This is a genomic window from Pseudomonas sp. R32 (assembly GCF_009866705.1).
Taxonomy (GTDB): Bacteria; Pseudomonadota; Gammaproteobacteria; order Pseudomonadales; family Pseudomonadaceae; genus Aquipseudomonas; species Aquipseudomonas donghuensis.
In genome coordinates this window covers 3,276,005-3,292,505 of the sequence record NZ_CP019396.1, presented here as the reverse complement: position 1 = coordinate 3,292,505, position 16,501 = coordinate 3,276,005, and the positions used below count along the sequence as shown (strand labels likewise).

Below are 16,501 nucleotides of genomic sequence, written 5' to 3'. Positions count from 1 at the left end.
GTCCTTCTATCTGAATCAAGAGTTACGCATGGCCCAGGCGCTCAACACCCTCGTCAGTTTCGCCACCAGCTGGGGAACCCGTTTCGGCGGTATAAACAGCTTCAACTATGACCTGTTGGGGGCGTTTGCCATCTTGTGCTGCCGGCAAGTCGAAACGGTCTGCGTCGTGCTCTGGGCAAACGACGAGGACTTTGTCGATGCGGCAAGCAAGCAGGTTCGCCTGATTTCGCTCGGGCTGGAAGGGCAGAAGCATTTCTCTCCCGAGCTGAAATCGAGCGTACGCAACGCGCTTGATGCTGAAAAAGTGAGCTTGGGGACGGATACGGTCTGGCTGGGCCATGATCGTATTACCGGAGATATCGCCGTGGCTGCGGCGCACGCATGGAAGGGGCGGTCGGCGCTGATCCACCACATGAGTTACAGCCATTATGAAGCGTTCGCGGAAAACAGCGTGGATGCTCGCGGCAAGGAGGATCAGCAGCGGGCGTTGTTTCAATCTGCCGATGTGGTCATGGCCGTGGGCCCACTGTTAAGAGATGCGCTTCTCGATCTGCGCGAAGACGGCGCCGTTGCGATGCTGGTGCCAGGGTTGCCGGAAATTGACGCGAAAGGAGCGGCGCCGCGTAATTTCAAGGCGATCCTGAGTGGGCGCTTGAGTGAGGACGCGCGCAAGATCAAACAGGCTCATCTGGGGGTCGCAGCGTTCTCCCAGGCCATACGAGTCGCGGACACCACGCCTCATCTGGACAACGTGTTCCTTGCCAAAAGGCAGCCGAGCTTGTTGCTGCGTGGCGTCGACTTCGAGAAAAGCGAAAGTGAACAGATCGGCGAAGCAGAACTTGAACTGCGCTGCTTCGCCGAGCAGCACGCGGACCGTGCGTACAACCTTAAGGCGCTGCCATTTACCACAGACCGCAAGGCGTTGTTCACGGATATCCGAAACGCCAGTGTGGCGATGATGCCGTCCTGGCATGAAGGCTTTGGCTTGGTTGCCTGGGAAGCTATCGCGGCGGGTGTGCCAGTTGTCATCAGCGACAAAAGTGGTGCTTACCAGATGCTGGAGGAATGGCAGGAAGGTTTGTACAAGGGACATGTAACGTCTATCGATGTGCGTGGTAGCAATATCGATCCTTTTTACAAGGAGCAGGACATACAACAGTTGGTCGGCGCGTTGAATGTGGTCGGCAATGATTCGTCCAAGCGCAGGCAGGCCGCTAGTTTGCGTGAGGCGCTGGCAGCTGAGTTTACCTGGACCGCGTGTGCCAGAGCCTGCGCGAACGCCTTGGGTTGGGACATTTCTGAATCGGCAACTACATCAGTTCCCAGCGTGTCCACAGCGGCGCAAACGCCACTTGAATTTGACTGGCTCAGTTGCCCTGGCCGATCGAGCGCCGCAATGGGCCACAGCGATAGCCAACTGCTGCGCGCGGAAGCGGCTGTGGTGCCTTTTGACAAGGATCGCGAGCCGTTCTTGAACCTGCAGTTGGACTGGGTCAAGGCCCCCACCCATTCATTGGCAATCAGGCTACTCACCGGTGCTGGAGGGGTGGGGAAAACCCGCCTGGGATTGGAGCTGTGTCAGCGCTTGCGGGAGAGTGGCTGGCTCAGCGGCATACTGTCCAGCGAGTTTACCGCCAGCAGCATGGCTCGGGTGGCTGAGCAGCTGAAGGCTGCCAAGCAACCTTCGCTGATTGTGATCGACTATGCCGAAACCCGACAGGACGCATTGCTGGCACTGATTAAAGTCTTGCACAACGGTCGGTTCGAACAGCCGATACGTATACTGCTTCTTGCCCGAGATGGTGGCGAATGGTGGCGGCGGCTGCCAGAACACGACAGCGAGTGTGAAGGCGTGCTTAGCGGGTCGCAAACGAGTGGCCCTTATCAACTGCCTATGCTTCATGAGTCTGTGGCCAGTCGTCAGCGCGCGTATCAGGAAGCCTCGCTGGCATTTGCTCAGCATTTGAACATCGGCGCAGTTGATCTTCAGCCCAACCTTGAAGCCGAGCATTTTGATCGGCCGCTGTTCATCCAGATGGCGGCACTGATGACGTTGCGAGGGGAGTCTGCAAAGTCCGCCGAGGGATTGCCCAGGGCGGTGCTCAACCGTGAGTCGGAGTATTGGCAGAAGACCTTGGCAGCACAGGGGTTGGCGGACGTCCAGTCGCTCCGTCAAGCGACAATGCTGATGACCTTGTCGACGTTAATCAGTGGCATACCGACCGCTCGGGTACTCGATGATATTCTCGATTTGAAAGCAGAGGAACGCGCCAACCTTAAGCGTCTCTACGATGTCTTGACCCCGCTCTATCCTGATCGACAAGGGCTGCAAGCACTGCGCCCTGACTTGTTGGGAGAAGCGCTGGTGGCGAAAGTATTGCTGGAGCACGGCGGTTCTGTGTTCGAGCGCGTGCTGGCCGAGGGCAGCGGCAGCCAGGTCCGTTCGGCATTAACGGTTGTTGCACGGATGCTGCGCTATCGGGAGGATCTTGCGCCCACGGTGTTTGAAGTGATGGATCGGCAGTTTTCAGCAACCATGGATGGCTGGATTGCTGTTTGTCTGGAAACCCGCAGCCCGCTGCCTGGCATCCTGGAGGATGTATTTTCACAGATGAGCCCTAAGCGCAAAGTACAAGTGGCCGGTGTGTTGAAGGGTAAATTACAGGTTGAAATGATCGCGCTACTCGGATTGCGCCAACAGGTTGGGGAAGTACTGGTCGAACACTTCAGTGATAAAAATGACAAGGTTGGACGTAAGGGCGATATTGCGCAGTCGTCCGCGTTGACATGGCACTCGAAAACGCTTCGTTACATTGGTCAGTCGGTGCTGGCGAAGGACACAATGGAGCAGGCATTGAGTGTCTCGCGAGCCATTGCCAAGCGAGATCCAAGGCATACCCCGACACTGATAGACCTCCTGTGTGACATCTCTCAGCATCGCTCCGAATTTGGAATGTCGGACAGTGCGATGTCGGCAATTGAGGGGGCGCTTGCATTGGTTCACAAGCATCGCAATATCCTGGTGCAGCAAAGGGCGAAGGTACTCGGCCTGTATGCGCTGCGACTGAATGAGTGTGGTCAGGGCGACAAGGCCATTGACTATGCCAAGCAGTCCTTGGAACTGCATCGAAGTGCCAGTCAGGCGAATACCTCTAGGTACCATGAAAATATGGGGATCGCCTACAACCGTTACAGTGTCTTGTTGGGGAGCAACGGCTTTGATGAGGATGCCCTTCAGGCAGCCAAAAACTCCTTGGAGGCCCACCGTCAGCTTATCGAGTGTCGTGGATACCCAGAGGATCCGGATTGGGTTGTCTCACTGAGTAACTACGCCAATCGTTTGTCGCATCAAGGCGAAATGGAGGAAGCCGTTTCATACATTGAGGAAGGCTATGCGATTGCGGGTAGGCTTGTAGAGGCCAAGCCTGAGCGGTTCACAATTGACTTGGCTGACGTGGGGTACAGCTACTCGTTGATCCTCGCCGAGGATGGCGACATTGCCAAGGCTTTTGAGGTGGGCGAAGCTGCGTTGAAAGGTTACCTGGGGTTGAATGAACCTCATCTGCTTTATCGGCACGGCATCGATCGAGAGAAGTGTCGACTGTTAGTGGCATTGCTGCGCTGGCTGGACTCAGGCGAAGATCTGCATGCTGAAGCGAAAAAACCTTTGGGAATGGAAAGTCATCCCGAAATTCAAGGTATTGCTTTTCTGCGCCTGTGGTTGTGTGCCATTGCGGATCCAAGTCGAGCTCATCTGCAAAGCGCCTTCGAACATTGGAGAAGCTTCAATCGCGTAGATCAACATGCGTGGAAAACAGGTTATTTCTTGATATCGGCATTGGCTGAACATTTTCTGGGTGCTGACGACGCACCCTCCGAATGGCGTACGGAATTCCTGACGTATCTACAAAAGCGCAACGGCCATTTGCCGTGCTGGATGAGCGAAACGCTCAACCGTCTAGGTTGCTCGTTTCCAACGCCATAAGGAAAAAGCGGACATCCCCTTACGCTATATCACTGGCCTCGAACTCCGCCGCGAGAAAATCCAGCAAGCTGCGCACCGACGGCAGCAATCCGCGGCGCGAGGCAAACACCGCATGCACCACGCCGCACTCCGGTGCCCAGTTCGGCGTGGCTTGCACCAGCCGGCCGGCTTCGAGTTCTTCGCGGATCACCACCAGCGGCAGGTGCACCACGCCCACGCCGGCCACGGCGGCCTGACGCAATACCACCAGGTCATCGGTCACCAGCCGCGGGTTGTGCCGCAGGCTGGCGCGGGCGCCGTCGGGGCCGAGCAGGTGCCAGTGATAGTCGCGCTGCGGATAGCCCCAGTGCAGGCTGGGCAGGCTGCTGAGGTCGGCAGGCACCGGCCGCTGCGGCAGGCGCTCAAGCACTGACGGCGCCGCCACCAGGTACTGGGTGCTGCGCGCCAAGACCTTCATCACCAGGTCGCTGCTTTCCAGCGGCGGTACGCGCACACGCAGGGCGATGTCGATGCCTTCCTGGATCAGGTCGACCTGACGGTTGGTGCTTTCGATATGCAACTGCACCAGCGGGCACTGGACCATGAAGCGGGTGAGCATGGCCCCCACCCAGAAATCCAGCAGCGCCGTCGGGCAACTCAAGCGCACGATGCCCTGGGGTTCGGCACGGTTGCGCTCGATCAGTTCGGCGGCGCCCTCGGCTTCGACCAGCATGGCCAGGCAATGGCGATAGTAGGCCTGGCCGATTTCGGTCACTGAAAAATGCCGGGTCGAGCGCTGGATCAGGCGCACGCCCAGGCGTTCTTCCAGCCCGGCAATGCGCCGGCTGAGCTTGGACTTGGGCATGTCCAGGGCGCGGCCGGCGGGGGCAAAGCCGCCGTGATCGACTACCTGGGCAAAGTAGTAAAGGTCGTTGAGGTCTTCCACCAGTGTTCTCCAAATGGAACGCTGAGGGCAGTTTAACCGATCTACCGCCGATGTCGTTGCGCTCGTATGGTTATAGCCATGCACGAGAGGAGGCATCTGATGAAAAAGATCCAAGGCGTCTACAGCAGCCCGCACCCGCATTGGGTGGGTGATGGCTTCCCGGTCCGTAGCCTGTTTACCTACGACAACCTGGCCCAGCACATCAGCCCGTTCCTGCTGCTGGACTATGCCGGCCCCCACGACTTCACCCCGACCACCGCACGTCGCGGGGTCGGCCAGCATCCTCATCGCGGTTTTGAAACCGTGACTATCGTCTACCAGGGCGAACTGGAGCACCGCGACTCCACGGGTGCCGGCGGCCTGATCGGCCCGGGCGATGTGCAGTGGATGACCGCTGCCGGCGGGATTCTCCACGAGGAGTTCCACTCGCCAGCCTTCGCCGCCAAGGGTGGCACCCTGGAGATGGTCCAGCTGTGGGTCAACCTGCCGGCCAAGGACAAATCGGCGCCGGCCGGTTACCAGACCCTGCTCAGCACTGACATCCCGCGGGTGCCGCTGGGCAACGGCGCTGGCACCTTGCGGGTAATTGCCGGTGCATTCCGTGGCCATCAGGGGCCGGCGCAGACCTTTACGCCCATGGATGTCTGGGACCTGCAACTGAAGGCCGGCGCGCCGCTACGCCTGCCTAGCGCCGCTGGGCGCAGCACGGCGCTGGTGGTGTTGCGTGGCCAGTTGCTGGTCAACGGCGAGCGCCAGGTCGGTGCCGCGCAACTGGTGCTGTTCGACCGCGCCGGTGACGAGCTGCTGCTTGAAGCGCAAAGCGATGTATCGGTGCTGCTACTGAGTGGCGAACCGCTGGACGAGCCGATTGTCGGTTACGGCCCATTCGTGATGAACAGCGATGCCGAAATCGCCGAGGCCTTCGACGATTTTCGCGCCGGACGCTTCGGCCAGATGAGCGGGCAGGCCGGGCCGCGTCACCACAACTAGTCTCATAAACCCGAAGGAGAATATGCCATGAGTACATTTGCCAACGTTGCCAACTTCAACGGTCAGGTCCCGCGCATCGACCCCGATGACGCTGCGATGCTGCTGATCGACCATCAGAGCGGCCTGTTCCAGACGGTCAAGGACATGCCCATGACCGAGTTGCGGGCCAATGCCATCACCCTGGCCAAGATCGCATCGCTCGCCAGGATCCCGGTCATCACCACTGCCTCCGTGCCGCAGGGGCCCAATGGTCCGTTGATCCCGGAAATTCACGAAGCCGCGCCGCACGCCCAGTACGTGGCACGCAAAGGTGAAATAAACGCCTGGGACAATCCCGAATTCGTTGCCGCCGTAGAGAAGACCGGACGCAAGACCCTGATCATCGCCGGCACCATCACCAGCGTGTGCATGGCCTTTCCGAGCATCAGTGCGGTCAATGCCGGCTATAAAGTATTTGCGGTGATCGATGCCAGCGGTACTTATTCGAAGATGGCCCAGGAAATCACCCTGGCGCGCATCATGCAGGCCGGTGTGGTGCCGATGGACACCGCCGCGGTGTGCTCGGAAGTCCAGCGCACCTGGAACCGCGAAGACGCCCAGCAGTGGGCCGAAGCCTACAGTTCTGTGTTCCCGCATTACCAATTGCTGATCGAAAGCTACCTCAAGGCGCAACAGGTGGCCCGCGACAACGAACTGCTCGATTCCCAACGCTGATCCCTCATGTCCGGTGCCCGGCACCGGCGTCTCAACGCAAGGAGTAAGACCATGACCAAGCCCTACGTCCGTCTGGACAAGAACAACGCTGCCGTCCTGCTGGTCGACCACCAGACCGGCCTGCTGTCGCTGGTTCGAGACATCGACCCGGATCGCTTCAAGAACAACGTGCTGGCCGTTGGCGACCTGGCCAAGTACTTCAAGCTGCCGACCATCCTCACCACCAGCTTTGAAACCGGCCCCAATGGCCCGCTGGTGCCCGAGCTCAAGGCGCAGTTCCCCGAGGCGCCGTACATCGCCCGCCCCGGGCAGATCAACGCCTGGGACAACGAAGACTTCGTCAAGGCGGTCAAGGCCACCGGCAAGAAGCAACTGATCATTGCCGGGGTGGTGACTGAAGTGTGTGTGGCCTTCCCGGCGCTGTCGGCCCTGGAAGAAGGTTTTGACGTGTTCGTGGTCACCGATGCTTCCGGTACGTTCAACGAGCTGACCCGCGACTCGGCCTGGAACCGCATGTCGCAAGCCGGCGCGCAGTTGATGACCTGGTTCGGCCTGGCCTGTGAGCTGCACCGCGACTGGCGCAACGACATCGAAGGCCTGGGTACCTTGTTCTCCAACCACATCCCCGACTACCGTAACCTGATGACCAGCTACAACACCCTCACCAACGGCAAATAACGCCGTGCACTGATCAACGGCCGGGCGCTAGCGTAGCCCGGCCGTCGTCGTATCGACATCCCCCTGAAGGGCAGACCTTTGGGGCGCCGAAATTCTGCGAAACCTCTGGCGTCGTGAGGTTTGCGCAGGTGATGATCGGCGCATGAAATCTTCCACCTTGGCTGGCCATCGTCGCACCGTGCGGCCGGGCAGCGTCATCAGCTTCTGGCTGCCCTATCAGCCACCGTTGCACTGGCCGTCGCTGCTGGGGTTCTTTGCCGCGCGGGCGATCACCGGGGTCGAGACGGTCGTGGCGGGGGTGTATGCGCGCAGCTTCGATCTTGCCCAGGGCCAGGGCATCGTCCAGGTGTCTCAGGCGCGTGGGCACCGGCTGAAAGTCACCGTATTCGGCGCCTCTGCGCGAGCGCTGCCAGGTATGCTGGCCAGGGTCCGACGGGTGTTTGACCTGGATGCCGAACCGCACAAGATCCAGGCGCAGCTCAGTCGCGACCCGTTGATGGCGCAACTGATCAGCCTGCGTCCGGGGCTGCGTGTGCCGCGCGGCTGGGACGCGTTCGAGCAAGCCATGCGTACCGTGCTGGGCCAGCAGATCAGCGTGGCCGGGGCCATCACCCTGGCCGGGCGGATGGTGGCGGGCTACGGCCAGCGACTCCCCGCGCATGTGCAGCAGTTGCCCGGCTTGACCCATGTGTTCCCCAGGGCCGAGGCCATTATTGACGTCGACCTCAGTGGCCTGGGCATGCCGCGCTCCCGGGCCGCGACCTTGTCGACCCTGGCCCGGGCTCTGCGCGAGGACCCGCAGCTGTTTGGCCCGGACCGTGACCTGGAGGCCTGGGTCCAGCGCCTGTGCCGTTTGCGCGGTATCGGCCCGTGGAGCGCCCACTACCTGGCCCTGCGCCAGATGGGCGCGGCCGATGCCTTGCCGCTAGGGGATGTAGCCCTGATCAAGGCCTTGCGCCTGCTGGAGGGCCCCGAGGCGCAACTGGCACAGCGCGCTCAGGCCTGGCGCCCATGGCGCGCCTATGCCGCCCAGCACTTGTGGGCGTCGCTGAGCTGACTCAACCGGACTGGCGCCACTTCACATCGCTAATACCGTAGCGCTCGGCCAGGGGCCTGCTGACTTTTTTCACTTTTTCGTGCCCGTAACGGCCTATTCGACCAATACCGGCGTCGCAACTAGCCCAGTGCCAGGCATCGGCGTTGTCCATCGTTTCGGCGCGGACGATAAAGGACTTGTGATCGCCGTGCAGTTGGTAGTCGATGACGAACAGTTTTGCGTTTTCCATGGGGCTGGAAAGATCCTTACAGAGCAGTGACCAGGAAAATCTCTTCAATGCTTTTAGTGAGTGCTGCGCCTGCAGAAAAATTCCATTGGATTTCAGCCCGTCAGTGGGTGCCGCTGACGCTCAGGTGCCGGGCATCCTTGGCAAACACCACCTGCTCTAGGCGGTGAGCGATACCACAGGCCAACGAGTCATAGGCGGGAATGACCTTTTCTTCGGTCGACAGACAATGAAAAATGTCCAGCTTGCGCTCGGCCTGGGCGGTCTCCTGCTCGAAGATGCGCACGTAGCGCTCCAGGTCGTTGTTCAGGCTCGAGAGGTATTCACGCAGGCGCGAATGGTCCACTGCGCTTTGGCTGAAGTGCCAGGTCATGGGGTGGATGAGAAAGCGTGAATGCGGTGCGGCGACGCGCTCGGCGGCTGCCAGGTACATGATGATGCCCATTGACTCGATGTTGCCGGCATTGACAGCGCACAGCGGTACCGGCAAGGACTTGAGAAAGCTGTAGAGCGAGAACCCGAAGTTGGTGCTGCCGCCAGTGGTCGACAGAAACAGCAGCAACGAGGTGGCGCCATCAGCGATGGCCTGCAGGCACCGATCGCGAAAGCGCTCGGTGGTGTCCTGATCGATCTGGCAATGGAAGTGGATCACCTGTTGGCTCATTGCGCTCTCTCGGGACCGACGCACATGACGTGCGCCGGTCTTTCGTCCGTCAGCTACGGCCGCCACCACTGGGTTTGCGGGGCTGGTCCTTGTCCATGTCAGGCTTGCGGGGCTGGCCAGCTGCGCCGGAGGCCTGGCCACCTTTTTTCCCGGCATCAGATGCTTTTTGCTTGTCGTTAGCGAAATTCCCGGGATTCGAAGTGCCTTTATTAGCCATGATTCTCTTCCTCTTGTGAATGTTCGCAAGGCGTTTGCCTTACATAAGTTGGGAGACGGCCGCGCTGGGCAAAGTTTGAAATATTTCGCCGCTTCATGACGAACGGTCAGGGCACCGACCATTGCTGCCTTGTATGGGGTAGCGGTGCGGTATCAGCAATTACAATTGGCATCTGGGGCTGGTCGGGTACTAACTCAATATTCGGGCCTTACGACACGAGGATCGAATCATGTCACTGATTGGTGTTTCTACGCTTGAGCTGTGCCATCTGATCGAACAGGCCTTTCTGCCTGAACGGTGCATCGTGTCCTGCCTCGATGGTGAGCATCTGACCCTTCAACTGGGGCAGGGCGATACCCTCGGCGAGTGCCTGACCGTCACCGGAATCCATGTGCACAGCCTTACCACCTGCCATGAACTGGCCGCCCTGGTCGCCCAGGTGCGTGAAGAACAGCGCCTGGGGCGTAGCCATATTCCCCTTACGCCCCAAGCGATGGTCTGAAGACTCAGCCCGGATGCCCGGTCAGCCAAGGCTGGCCGGGCGCAGGTATTCAGGGTTGAGCACGTTGAACCAGAACAGGATCATCGACACCAGGATGGTCACCAGTACCAACAACCCCACCGCCCAGACACTGGTCGAATACAGCAGGCCGTCTTCCTTGCGCAGGCGCAGAAAAGTCGGCAGGCCAATGTAGAGCAGAAAGGTCGCATAGGCCGACGCCACAGCCAGCACGATCAGCGCCAGCCAGCGTCCGGGGTAGAGCCCGGCGACACCGGCGACGAAGTATGGCGTGGCCGTGTAGGCGGCAAAACCGATGCATTGATTGAGCGTGGGACGTGCGTCGAAGGTGCGTGACATCCAGCGAATGAACCCGCCCATGATTATCAGCCCGAGCACGCTGGTGGCGTACAGCAGCACGCCCAGTTCGGCGGCGCTGGTCACACTCAGGCGTACCCGCTCGGTGCCGGCCAGGCTCCAGCCAATACTGGTGGTGCCAATGAACAGGCACAGGGCGGGAATCAGCGCCATCAGCAGCAGGTGCGGCAGGTAGTGACGCGGGTGCAGTTCTTCTTCCTGGCGAATTTCCATCCAGGCGTCGTCGGGGTGGGTGAAGAGTTGAACCAGATGGGTACTCATGGTGACCTCCGAGGGTGAGCAGAGTAGAAAACACCTCTCCCTGTTCTATGGAGACTTGGCCTGCGCTGGGGTTTCATTTTTTTTGAACCACTCCCGGTATTGTCTGGTCACTGACATGTGACCAGCACCACCCAAGGAGTCAACGCCATGAACGCACAAACCTGTGCCTGCCCAGGTTGCAACTGCAAGCTGGGTGAACATCCGGTGATGAGCGAGGGCAGGGCCTATTGTTGCCAGGCCTGCGCCGAGCACCATCCGTCCGGCAAACCGTGCAATAGCAGTGGCTGTGGATGCGCCGCCAGCCCCAAACGCTGACCGAACGGTGGGCGCGTCGCACCGCCGCTCCCACGCGTGTTCACTGTAACTCCAGCTGCAACTGCAAGCCGCCGTCATCGCAGCGCCGGTGATACTGGACAATCCCGCGATAGGTGCGGCCTTCCCAGACAAACGCCACGCTGTGCGAACGCTCAAGCTTGTCGGGTACGGGCGCCTGTACCTGCATGCGCAAGCCAGGCAGGCCGTTGATGTTCAGCGGTGCCAGTTGCACTTCACATTCGGCGCTGTGGGCGATGGGACCGAACAGCGTGTCCTGGACGAAGTCGATCTGCAGGCAGGTCGGGCAGGCCGGGCTGACCTTTCTCATACCAAGGGCCTCCTTCAGTTCTTGCGGTGCGCGTTCTGCAGTTGCTTGGCCATTTCCAGGTGGTGCTTGAGGGTCGCCAGCGTGGACTTGGCAAAGGTGCGCAGATCGTCAGGGTCCGAGGTAGACCGGCTCTCTTCGTCGAACAGGCGCACCGCCTGCTCATGGGCGTCGACCTGATGGGTGGCATAGGCCGCATCGAACGACGCGCCGTCCTGCACCTGCAACATCATCTTGCGCGCCTTGCTGGTGAGGGCTGCGTCATCCGGGACGCTGAAGCCATGTTGCTTGGCAAGATCGAGCAGGTGCTGATTAGCTTTAGTGTGATCCTTGATCATCTGCTGGGCAAATGCCTTTACCTGGGGCGATTGGGTTTTTTCCAGGGCCAACTGGCTGGTCTGGATTTCAGCCATGCCGGCACCGATCGCTTCGCTGACGAAGGCATTGTTGCTGTCAGCCTGGGTACTGGCACTAAGCACGACGCACAGGCTCAGGACAAGGCGGATGGGACGGAAAAAAGGGTTCATAAGCGGTATCTCCCGGGGCGTAAACAGCATGCAGCTGTTAGTTTTACGAAAGGCCCAAGGCGTCAGAGTTCAGCCCGATTGCTGTCTACGGACCACTGGCGCCACGGTGTATGCTGCTGGCCAGCCAGTAATCGAGTTGCATCAACGGCAACGTGTTCGTCGTCACCGGTGGCAATCCGCTGTCCTGACGGCAATCGCAGCAAACCTTCGGCGCCTGGCGCAGTCACAACAGGTAAGGGGTGGTCCAAACGCCCCATGGGAGGGCCCCATGACCATTATCTGTCTGTTCAAGGGCTGCCACTGGTGCGATGAGCCCGAGGGCGAAGGTGCGCTGCTATGCCAGCGTTGTGAGCGCTGCGGCGCCGTGCGCTGGCACGCTACGTGTTAAGAGGAAAGAGGTCATGGCCAGAGCCATCTGGAAAGGTGCAATCAGCTTCGGCCTGGTGCATATCCCGGTGTCGTTGAGTACTGCTATCAGCAGCGACCGGGTCGACTTCGACTGGCTCGACGAGCGCAGCATGGAGCCGGTGGGCTACAAGCGGGTGAACAAGGTCACCGGCAAGGAGATCGCCCGCGAGCATATCGTCAAGGGCGTGCAGTATCAGAAGGGCCAGTATGTGGTGATCAGCGAAGAGGAGATCCGCCAGGCGCGCCCGCAAGCGACCCAGACCATCGACATCTTCTCGTTCGTCGACAGCGGCGAAATCCCTCTTCAGCAGTTCGACACCCCGTACTACCTGAGCCCCGACCGGCGTGGCGGCAAGGTCTATGCCTTGCTGCGCGAAACCCTGGAGAGCACCGGCAAGGTGGCCCTGGCCAAGGTGGTGCTGCACACCCAGCAGCACCTGGCGCTGCTGCGCCCGCTCGAGGACGCGCTGGTGATGATCACCCTGCGCTGGCCCGAGGAAGTGCGCGGCCTGGACAGCCTGGACCTGGACGCCAGCGTGCGCGATTCAAGCCTCGACAAGCGCGAGCTGCAAATGGCCACGCGCCTGGTCGAGGACATGAGCGGGCATTGGACGCCCGAGGACTATCGTAACGACTTCAAGGACACCATCATGAGCCTGGTCGAAGAGAAGGCCCGCCAGGGCAAGATCGCCACGGTCGAGCCGCTGGAGGGCGAAGGCGAACAGAAAAGCGCCGACATCATCGACCTTACCGAACTGCTCAAACGCAGCCTGGGCGGGCGCAAACCGGCCGCGAAGAAGGCGGCGCCGGCCGCGAAAAAACCGGCAGGCACCAGCAAGCTGCGCAAGAAAGCCTGATCAGTCCGTCACTGGCGTTTCATGCAGATGGCGCCAGCGCAGGGCGCCATTGGTGTTGTGTTCGAAGACCACGGTCGAGCGCCGTACTGAGCGGTTGCCTGCCGCGTCGGCCTGCCACTCGCGATAGCTGACCACCGACAGGTTCGGGCCTGTGGCGATCAATTGCAGCTCATCGATGCCGATTTCCAGGCCCGCACGCTTGCCGTAGGCGTGCTGAAACACACTGTGCAGGCCTTGGTAATCGATCACCTGGCCGGGCAGGGTGATCATTGAGAATTGCCGGCTGAAACGCGCCACCAGCGCGTCGAACTGGTCAGCCGGGGCGTTGCCCGACAGCCATTGCTCAATGGCGACGTGGGCATCGATGACTTCCTTGAATGCGGGGGTGTTTTGGTTCATGGGCAGGGCTCAGGTAGGGGTGGTGCAAAGCCCCAGGGTGCGAGCCCCGGGCAGTTTGAAAACCATCGGCAGCGGTAGCAGGGTCAGCAGCGCAGCGAGGATGAAGCTGTGGGCAAATGCTTGCGGCGCCGGCAGCAGATGATTGAGCGTGGCGCCGAGCACGGCGACGCCGAGGCAAAAGCTCAGTTGCCGGTTGAGGTTCCACAAGGCGCTGGCCTGGCCCATCTGCTCCGGCGCGATGGCCAGGAATGCCAGGCTTTGCGCACTGCTGCTGCACAGGCTGCTGCCAAGGCCCAGCAGGGTGAAAATCAGCGCCAGCCAGGCCGGATGCGCAGCGACCCACGGCGAGGCCAGCCACAACAGTGCCGTGAATTGGATCAATATCCCGGCGCTCAGCAGGCGTTTGGGCCCGGTCAGGTTGAAGCGCCAGCGGACAACGGCAATGGCACCCAAGGCGCCCAGCGCCCAGGGCAGCATCAGCGCGCCGGTGGCTGTGGCGTTCAACCCAAGGCGCTGTTGCAGGTACAACGCCGCCACCAGGTTGGCGCCGATGAATACGCCCGGCACGCACAGGTAAATCAGCATTGCCGTGCGCAGCAGCGGCTGGCCGAGCAGGCGCAGGTCAAGCATTGGCTGTGGGGCAGGCAAGGGCAGGTTCGCAGGCAGCCAGGCCAGCACCAGTACGCCTGCAATCAAGGTCAGCGGCAGCATGGCCAAGAAGATCCAGCGCCACGAACCCTGATCGACCACCACGCCACCCAGTGCCGGCGACACGGCCGGGACCAGCAGGGCCACCATCATCACCAGCGAGGTCAGGTGGTGGCGCTGCTCGGGTGCATATAAGCGATAGGCCATGGCCTGGCCCACCGGAATCAGCAGGCCGCCACCGAGGCCTTGCAGCAGGCGCCAGGCGAGCAGGCCCTCGATCGAACCGGCGCTGCCCGCAAGGGCCGATCCCAGGCCGAACAGCGCCAGCGAAAGCAGCAGTGTCTGGCGTTCGCCCAGACGCGCGGCCAGCCAGGTGCCCAGCGGGATCACCAGGGTCAGGCCGAGCATGTACAGGTTGCTGGTCCAGCTCAGTTGCGCCACCGAGGCGTGCAGTTCCTGGCCCAGCGCCGGGTAGGCGGCGTTGAGGGCGAACATGTTGAGCAGGTCGAGGGTGAAACCCAGCAGGTAGACCAGGGTGACTTTCGCACGATAAGGCATGAGCAGTTCGATGGGCCGGAGAAAAGCGCAGTCTAGAGACTTGCAGGTGCTTGAATAAGACGCGAAAACCCGGCAGATTGGTTGAATTATTTTGACAATGGCGAAGGCATTGCATGGTCAGCCTCGACCGATTCGAACTGTTTTGCGCGGTAGTCCAGGCCGGCTCCTTCACGGGGGCCGCCGAGCGCTTGCAGCAAACCCGCGCTGCGGTCAGCTTCAGCATCAAGCAGCTGGAAGCTGAACTGGGGGTCACCCTGCTGACCCGCACCACCCGCCGGATCGCCCTGACTGACGCCGGTGAGCGCTTTTACCAGCGCTGCCTGCAGGTGGTCGAAGACGCGCGCATCGCCATCGACGAGGCGCGCGCCGAACACAGTGGCTTGCAGGGCAGCTTGCGGATTACCTCCACGGTCGAGTACGGGCTGAAAGTCCTCGCCCCGGCACTGCAGGCGTTCTGCCGGCTGCACCCGGGGCTGAGCGTGCGCCTGGAGACCCATACGGCGCAGGTTGACCTGGTGCGCGAGCGCTTCGATGTCGCCATTCGCCTGGGCCAGGCGCAGGACTCCAATTATCGCGGCGTGTGCCTGGCGACCTACAACGTGCGCCTGGTGCTGGCGCCGAGCCTGTTGGCCGTTCATGGGGCTCAGCTGATCAACGCCCCCGAGCACCTGGCTAACGTCGCGCAACTGGTGCACAGCCGTTTCGAGCAGAACAATCGCTGGGAGCTGCTGGGCGACAAGGGGCGCCGCGCAGTGTTCGCGCCGCAGGGTACGCCGTTGCTGGTGGCCGACAATGCCTCGATCCTGCGTGCCTTTGCCCTGCAGGGCGCGGGCGTTACCTTGTTGCCGGACTGGCTGGTGGCCGATGACCTGGCCAGCGGGCAGTTGCTCGACGGCCTGCCCGGGTACCGCTTCGCGGCGCAGAGCGTGTATGCCCTGTATCCGTCCAGCCGCCATGTACCGCGCAAGGTTCGCGCCTGGATCGATTTCATCAAGGCCTGGCTGGCGATGCCCGAGCCGGGTCGCCGAGGTTGTTGAGAAAGTGCCCCAGTCGCCGGGCAGGCCGCGTTGTTTGATGCGTTACTCGAAACAGCGTGCCGATACGCTCATGTGAACACCAGTTCGAACGGTTGCAGCAGGCGTGCCAGGGCCTCGCGGTCGAGGACCGGCGGGGTCTGCTCGTCGGCCTGCAGCTGGCTGGTGTGGGCGGCGACGGCCTGCTGCTTGAGGGCCAGCACCGCGCGGTCGAGGAACAGCTTGTGGGCGCGCTGCCAGGGCAGGCGCGGGTCGCTGGGGCGGGCCCAGTGCCAGGCCCAGATCGGCACTTCGATCAAGCGCGCACCGACGGTTTCGCAAGCGCGGGCACAGGCGCGGCCGACCGCTTCATGGTCGCAGTGGCCGTCCAGGCGCCAAGTGGTCAGGACCCGGTCGCTGGCGCGCAGCAGTTGCACCAGGCGTTCGGCCAGCCAGCGTTCATGATTGGCCACGGCGCCGTCCGCCAGGCCCAGGCGCAGCCAGCTCAGCCGGGTCAGGTCCAGGCCCAGGCGGCGCAAGGCGTCGGCGCTTTCCCGCGGGCGTTGCTGGCGCAGGCGTTCGCTGGTCCAGTGGCGCGAATCAGGATGGCTGGCTTCGCCGTCGCTGACCGAGATCAGCAGCAGATCCTGCTCGCGGCCACGCATGCCGGCCAGCACGCCGCCGCAGCCGAGCACTTCGTCATCCGGGTGCGGGGCGACCACCACCAGGCGGCCGCCACGCGGCACCAATTGATCGTGGCTGATGGCCGGCACCGCTTGCAGGGTCGTGGAGGATTGCCAGTGCGCCAAGGGCGTGCCCGGTGCCTGGATCGGGTTTTGCGGTCGCTGCAGGGTCAT

General features: G+C 61.7%; 20 protein-coding genes. 10 read left to right on the top strand and 10 right to left on the bottom strand.

The window, feature by feature from the left end; translation table 11 throughout:
* Positions 1-28 precede the first annotated feature (28 nt).
* The gene (locus PspR32_RS15205; protein ID WP_159388811.1) at positions 29-3,985 is read left to right on the top strand and encodes a glycosyltransferase; all 3,957 of its coding nucleotides are present in this window, start codon (positions 29-31) and stop codon (positions 3,983-3,985) included.
* A gap of 19 nt (positions 3,986-4,004) precedes the next feature.
* On the opposite strand, the gene PspR32_RS15200 is transcribed toward PspR32_RS15205, so the two are convergent.
* Positions 4,005-4,913, bottom strand: coding sequence for a LysR family transcriptional regulator (locus tag PspR32_RS15200; protein ID WP_026001379.1), 909 nt, complete (start codon positions 4,911-4,913; stop codon positions 4,005-4,007).
* A 96-nt stretch (positions 4,914-5,009) separates the two neighbouring features.
* On the opposite strand from PspR32_RS15200, the gene PspR32_RS15195 reads away from it, so the two are divergent.
* The 4 genes from PspR32_RS15195 (at position 5,010) to PspR32_RS15180 (ending at position 8,349) form a co-directional block, all read left to right on the top strand.
* The gene (locus PspR32_RS15195) at positions 5,010-5,900 is read left to right on the top strand and encodes a pirin family protein (RefSeq protein WP_159388810.1); all 891 of its coding nucleotides are present in this window, start codon (positions 5,010-5,012) and stop codon (positions 5,898-5,900) included.
* Positions 5,901-5,927: 27 nt separating this feature from the next.
* The gene (locus PspR32_RS15190; RefSeq protein ID WP_010223832.1) at positions 5,928-6,614 is read left to right on the top strand and encodes a hydrolase; all 687 of its coding nucleotides are present in this window, start codon (positions 5,928-5,930) and stop codon (positions 6,612-6,614) included.
* A gap of 51 nt (positions 6,615-6,665) precedes the next feature.
* Positions 6,666-7,292: an isochorismate family cysteine hydrolase YcaC gene (gene ycaC, locus PspR32_RS15185; protein WP_010223830.1), complete on the top strand. Its 627-nt coding sequence runs from the start codon at positions 6,666-6,668 to the stop codon at positions 7,290-7,292.
* Between the two features lie 142 nt (positions 7,293-7,434).
* A complete protein-coding gene (locus tag PspR32_RS15180; RefSeq protein WP_159388809.1) occupies positions 7,435-8,349 on the top strand; it encodes a DNA-3-methyladenine glycosylase family protein in 915 nt (304 codons plus the stop codon).
* 1 nt (position 8,350) lies between these two features.
* On the opposite strand, the gene PspR32_RS15175 is transcribed toward PspR32_RS15180, so the two are convergent.
* The 3 genes from PspR32_RS15175 to PspR32_RS26700 all read right to left on the bottom strand — a co-directional run bounded on the left by PspR32_RS15175 (position 8,351) and on the right by PspR32_RS26700 (position 9,456).
* Positions 8,351-8,578 (bottom strand): DUF6555 family protein, encoded by a 228-nt coding sequence (locus PspR32_RS15175; RefSeq protein WP_036994827.1) that lies wholly within the window; start codon positions 8,576-8,578, stop codon positions 8,351-8,353.
* Positions 8,579-8,678: 100 nt separating this feature from the next.
* Positions 8,679-9,239 (bottom strand): ATP-dependent Clp protease proteolytic subunit, encoded by a 561-nt coding sequence (locus tag PspR32_RS15170; protein WP_010223824.1) that lies wholly within the window; start codon positions 9,237-9,239, stop codon positions 8,679-8,681.
* Positions 9,240-9,288: 49 nt separating this feature from the next.
* The gene (locus PspR32_RS26700; protein ID WP_081492811.1) at positions 9,289-9,456 is read right to left on the bottom strand and encodes a KGG domain-containing protein; all 168 of its coding nucleotides are present in this window, start codon (positions 9,454-9,456) and stop codon (positions 9,289-9,291) included.
* A 229-nt stretch (positions 9,457-9,685) separates the two neighbouring features.
* Between PspR32_RS26700 and PspR32_RS15160 the strand changes: the two genes are divergently transcribed.
* A complete protein-coding gene (locus tag PspR32_RS15160; protein ID WP_081492810.1) occupies positions 9,686-9,958 on the top strand; it encodes a DUF1652 domain-containing protein in 273 nt (90 codons plus the stop codon).
* Between the two features lie 21 nt (positions 9,959-9,979).
* Here PspR32_RS15160 and PspR32_RS15155 read toward each other — a convergent pair whose 3' ends face one another.
* Positions 9,980-10,594, bottom strand: a complete 615-nt coding sequence (locus tag PspR32_RS15155; protein WP_100783319.1) for a Yip1 family protein — start codon at positions 10,592-10,594, stop codon at positions 9,980-9,982.
* Positions 10,595-10,741: 147 nt separating this feature from the next.
* On the opposite strand from PspR32_RS15155, the gene PspR32_RS15150 reads away from it, so the two are divergent.
* The gene (locus PspR32_RS15150; RefSeq protein ID WP_010223820.1) at positions 10,742-10,909 is read left to right on the top strand and encodes a metallothionein; all 168 of its coding nucleotides are present in this window, start codon (positions 10,742-10,744) and stop codon (positions 10,907-10,909) included.
* Between the two features lie 40 nt (positions 10,910-10,949).
* Here PspR32_RS15150 and PspR32_RS15145 read toward each other — a convergent pair whose 3' ends face one another.
* Together PspR32_RS15145 and PspR32_RS15140 are read right to left on the bottom strand one after the other, a co-directional pair.
* Positions 10,950-11,237 (bottom strand): hypothetical protein, encoded by a 288-nt coding sequence (locus tag PspR32_RS15145; protein WP_010223819.1) that lies wholly within the window; start codon positions 11,235-11,237, stop codon positions 10,950-10,952.
* 14 nt (positions 11,238-11,251) lie between these two features.
* A complete protein-coding gene (locus PspR32_RS15140) occupies positions 11,252-11,761 on the bottom strand; it encodes a DUF4142 domain-containing protein (protein ID WP_159388808.1) in 510 nt (169 codons plus the stop codon).
* Here PspR32_RS15140 and PspR32_RS26695 point away from each other — a divergent pair.
* Together PspR32_RS26695 and ku are read left to right on the top strand one after the other, a co-directional pair.
* Positions 11,646-12,149 carry a PSPA7_2676 family Cys-rich small protein gene (locus PspR32_RS26695; protein WP_442966880.1) on the top strand — a complete coding sequence of 168 codons (504 nt, stop codon included), beginning with the start codon at positions 11,646-11,648 and terminating at the stop codon, positions 12,147-12,149. The two genes, PspR32_RS15140 and PspR32_RS26695, sit on opposite strands and share 116 nt — an antisense overlap.
* A gap of 13 nt (positions 12,150-12,162) precedes the next feature.
* Positions 12,163-13,026 carry a non-homologous end joining protein Ku gene (ku, locus tag PspR32_RS15135; protein ID WP_159388807.1) on the top strand — a complete coding sequence of 288 codons (864 nt, stop codon included), beginning with the start codon at positions 12,163-12,165 and terminating at the stop codon, positions 13,024-13,026.
* On the opposite strand, the gene PspR32_RS15130 is transcribed toward ku, so the two are convergent.
* Positions 13,027-13,425, bottom strand: a complete 399-nt coding sequence (locus tag PspR32_RS15130) for a DUF4440 domain-containing protein (RefSeq protein WP_159388806.1) — start codon at positions 13,423-13,425, stop codon at positions 13,027-13,029.
* A 9-nt stretch (positions 13,426-13,434) separates the two neighbouring features.
* Complete coding sequence (locus tag PspR32_RS15125; RefSeq protein ID WP_159388805.1) at positions 13,435-14,631, bottom strand: MFS transporter; 1,197 nt, start codon at positions 14,629-14,631, stop codon at positions 13,435-13,437.
* A 113-nt stretch (positions 14,632-14,744) separates the two neighbouring features.
* Here PspR32_RS15125 and PspR32_RS15120 point away from each other — a divergent pair, with 113 nt between their 5' ends.
* The gene (locus PspR32_RS15120; protein WP_010223809.1) at positions 14,745-15,668 is read left to right on the top strand and encodes a LysR family transcriptional regulator; all 924 of its coding nucleotides are present in this window, start codon (positions 14,745-14,747) and stop codon (positions 15,666-15,668) included.
* A gap of 68 nt (positions 15,669-15,736) precedes the next feature.
* Here PspR32_RS15120 and PspR32_RS15115 read toward each other — a convergent pair whose 3' ends face one another.
* Entirely contained in the window at positions 15,737-16,501 is a 765-nt protein-coding gene (locus PspR32_RS15115; RefSeq protein ID WP_036994837.1) for a PIG-L deacetylase family protein, read from the bottom strand.

Bases quoted from the DNA above. Each gene is read 5' to 3' on its own strand.
- PspR32_RS15195 (WP_159388810.1), top strand. From the start codon at position 5,010: ATGAAAAAGATCCAAGGCGTCTACAGCAGCCCGCACCCGCATTGGGTG.
- PspR32_RS15190 (WP_010223832.1), top strand. From the start codon at position 5,928: ATGAGTACATTTGCCAACGTTGCCAACTTCAACGGTCAGGTCCCGCGC.
- PspR32_RS15155 (WP_100783319.1), bottom strand. From the start codon at position 10,594: ATGAGTACCCATCTGGTTCAACTCTTCACCCACCCCGACGACGCCTGG.
- PspR32_RS15180 (WP_159388809.1), top strand. From the start codon at position 7,435: ATGAAATCTTCCACCTTGGCTGGCCATCGTCGCACCGTGCGGCCGGGC.
- PspR32_RS15150 (WP_010223820.1), top strand. From the start codon at position 10,742: ATGAACGCACAAACCTGTGCCTGCCCAGGTTGCAACTGCAAGCTGGGT.
- PspR32_RS15115 (WP_036994837.1), bottom strand. From the start codon at position 16,501: ATGACCCTGCAGCGACCGCAAAACCCGATCCAGGCACCGGGCACGCCC.
- PspR32_RS15140 (WP_159388808.1), bottom strand. From the start codon at position 11,761: ATGAACCCTTTTTTCCGTCCCATCCGCCTTGTCCTGAGCCTGTGCGTC.
- PspR32_RS26700 (WP_081492811.1), bottom strand. From the start codon at position 9,456: ATGGCTAATAAAGGCACTTCGAATCCCGGGAATTTCGCTAACGACAAG.
- PspR32_RS15205 (WP_159388811.1), top strand. From the start codon at position 29: ATGGCCCAGGCGCTCAACACCCTCGTCAGTTTCGCCACCAGCTGGGGA.
- ycaC (WP_010223830.1), top strand. From the start codon at position 6,666: ATGACCAAGCCCTACGTCCGTCTGGACAAGAACAACGCTGCCGTCCTG.
- PspR32_RS15130 (WP_159388806.1), bottom strand. From the start codon at position 13,425: ATGAACCAAAACACCCCCGCATTCAAGGAAGTCATCGATGCCCACGTC.
- PspR32_RS15175 (WP_036994827.1), bottom strand. From the start codon at position 8,578: ATGGAAAACGCAAAACTGTTCGTCATCGACTACCAACTGCACGGCGAT.
- PspR32_RS15170 (WP_010223824.1), bottom strand. From the start codon at position 9,239: ATGAGCCAACAGGTGATCCACTTCCATTGCCAGATCGATCAGGACACC.
- PspR32_RS15120 (WP_010223809.1), top strand. From the start codon at position 14,745: ATGGTCAGCCTCGACCGATTCGAACTGTTTTGCGCGGTAGTCCAGGCC.
- ku (WP_159388807.1), top strand. From the start codon at position 12,163: ATGGCCAGAGCCATCTGGAAAGGTGCAATCAGCTTCGGCCTGGTGCAT.
- PspR32_RS15125 (WP_159388805.1), bottom strand. From the start codon at position 14,631: ATGCCTTATCGTGCGAAAGTCACCCTGGTCTACCTGCTGGGTTTCACC.
- PspR32_RS15160 (WP_081492810.1), top strand. From the start codon at position 9,686: ATGTCACTGATTGGTGTTTCTACGCTTGAGCTGTGCCATCTGATCGAA.
- PspR32_RS15145 (WP_010223819.1), bottom strand. From the start codon at position 11,237: ATGAGAAAGGTCAGCCCGGCCTGCCCGACCTGCCTGCAGATCGACTTC.
- PspR32_RS26695 (WP_442966880.1), top strand. From the start codon at position 11,646: ATGCCGGCACCGATCGCTTCGCTGACGAAGGCATTGTTGCTGTCAGCC.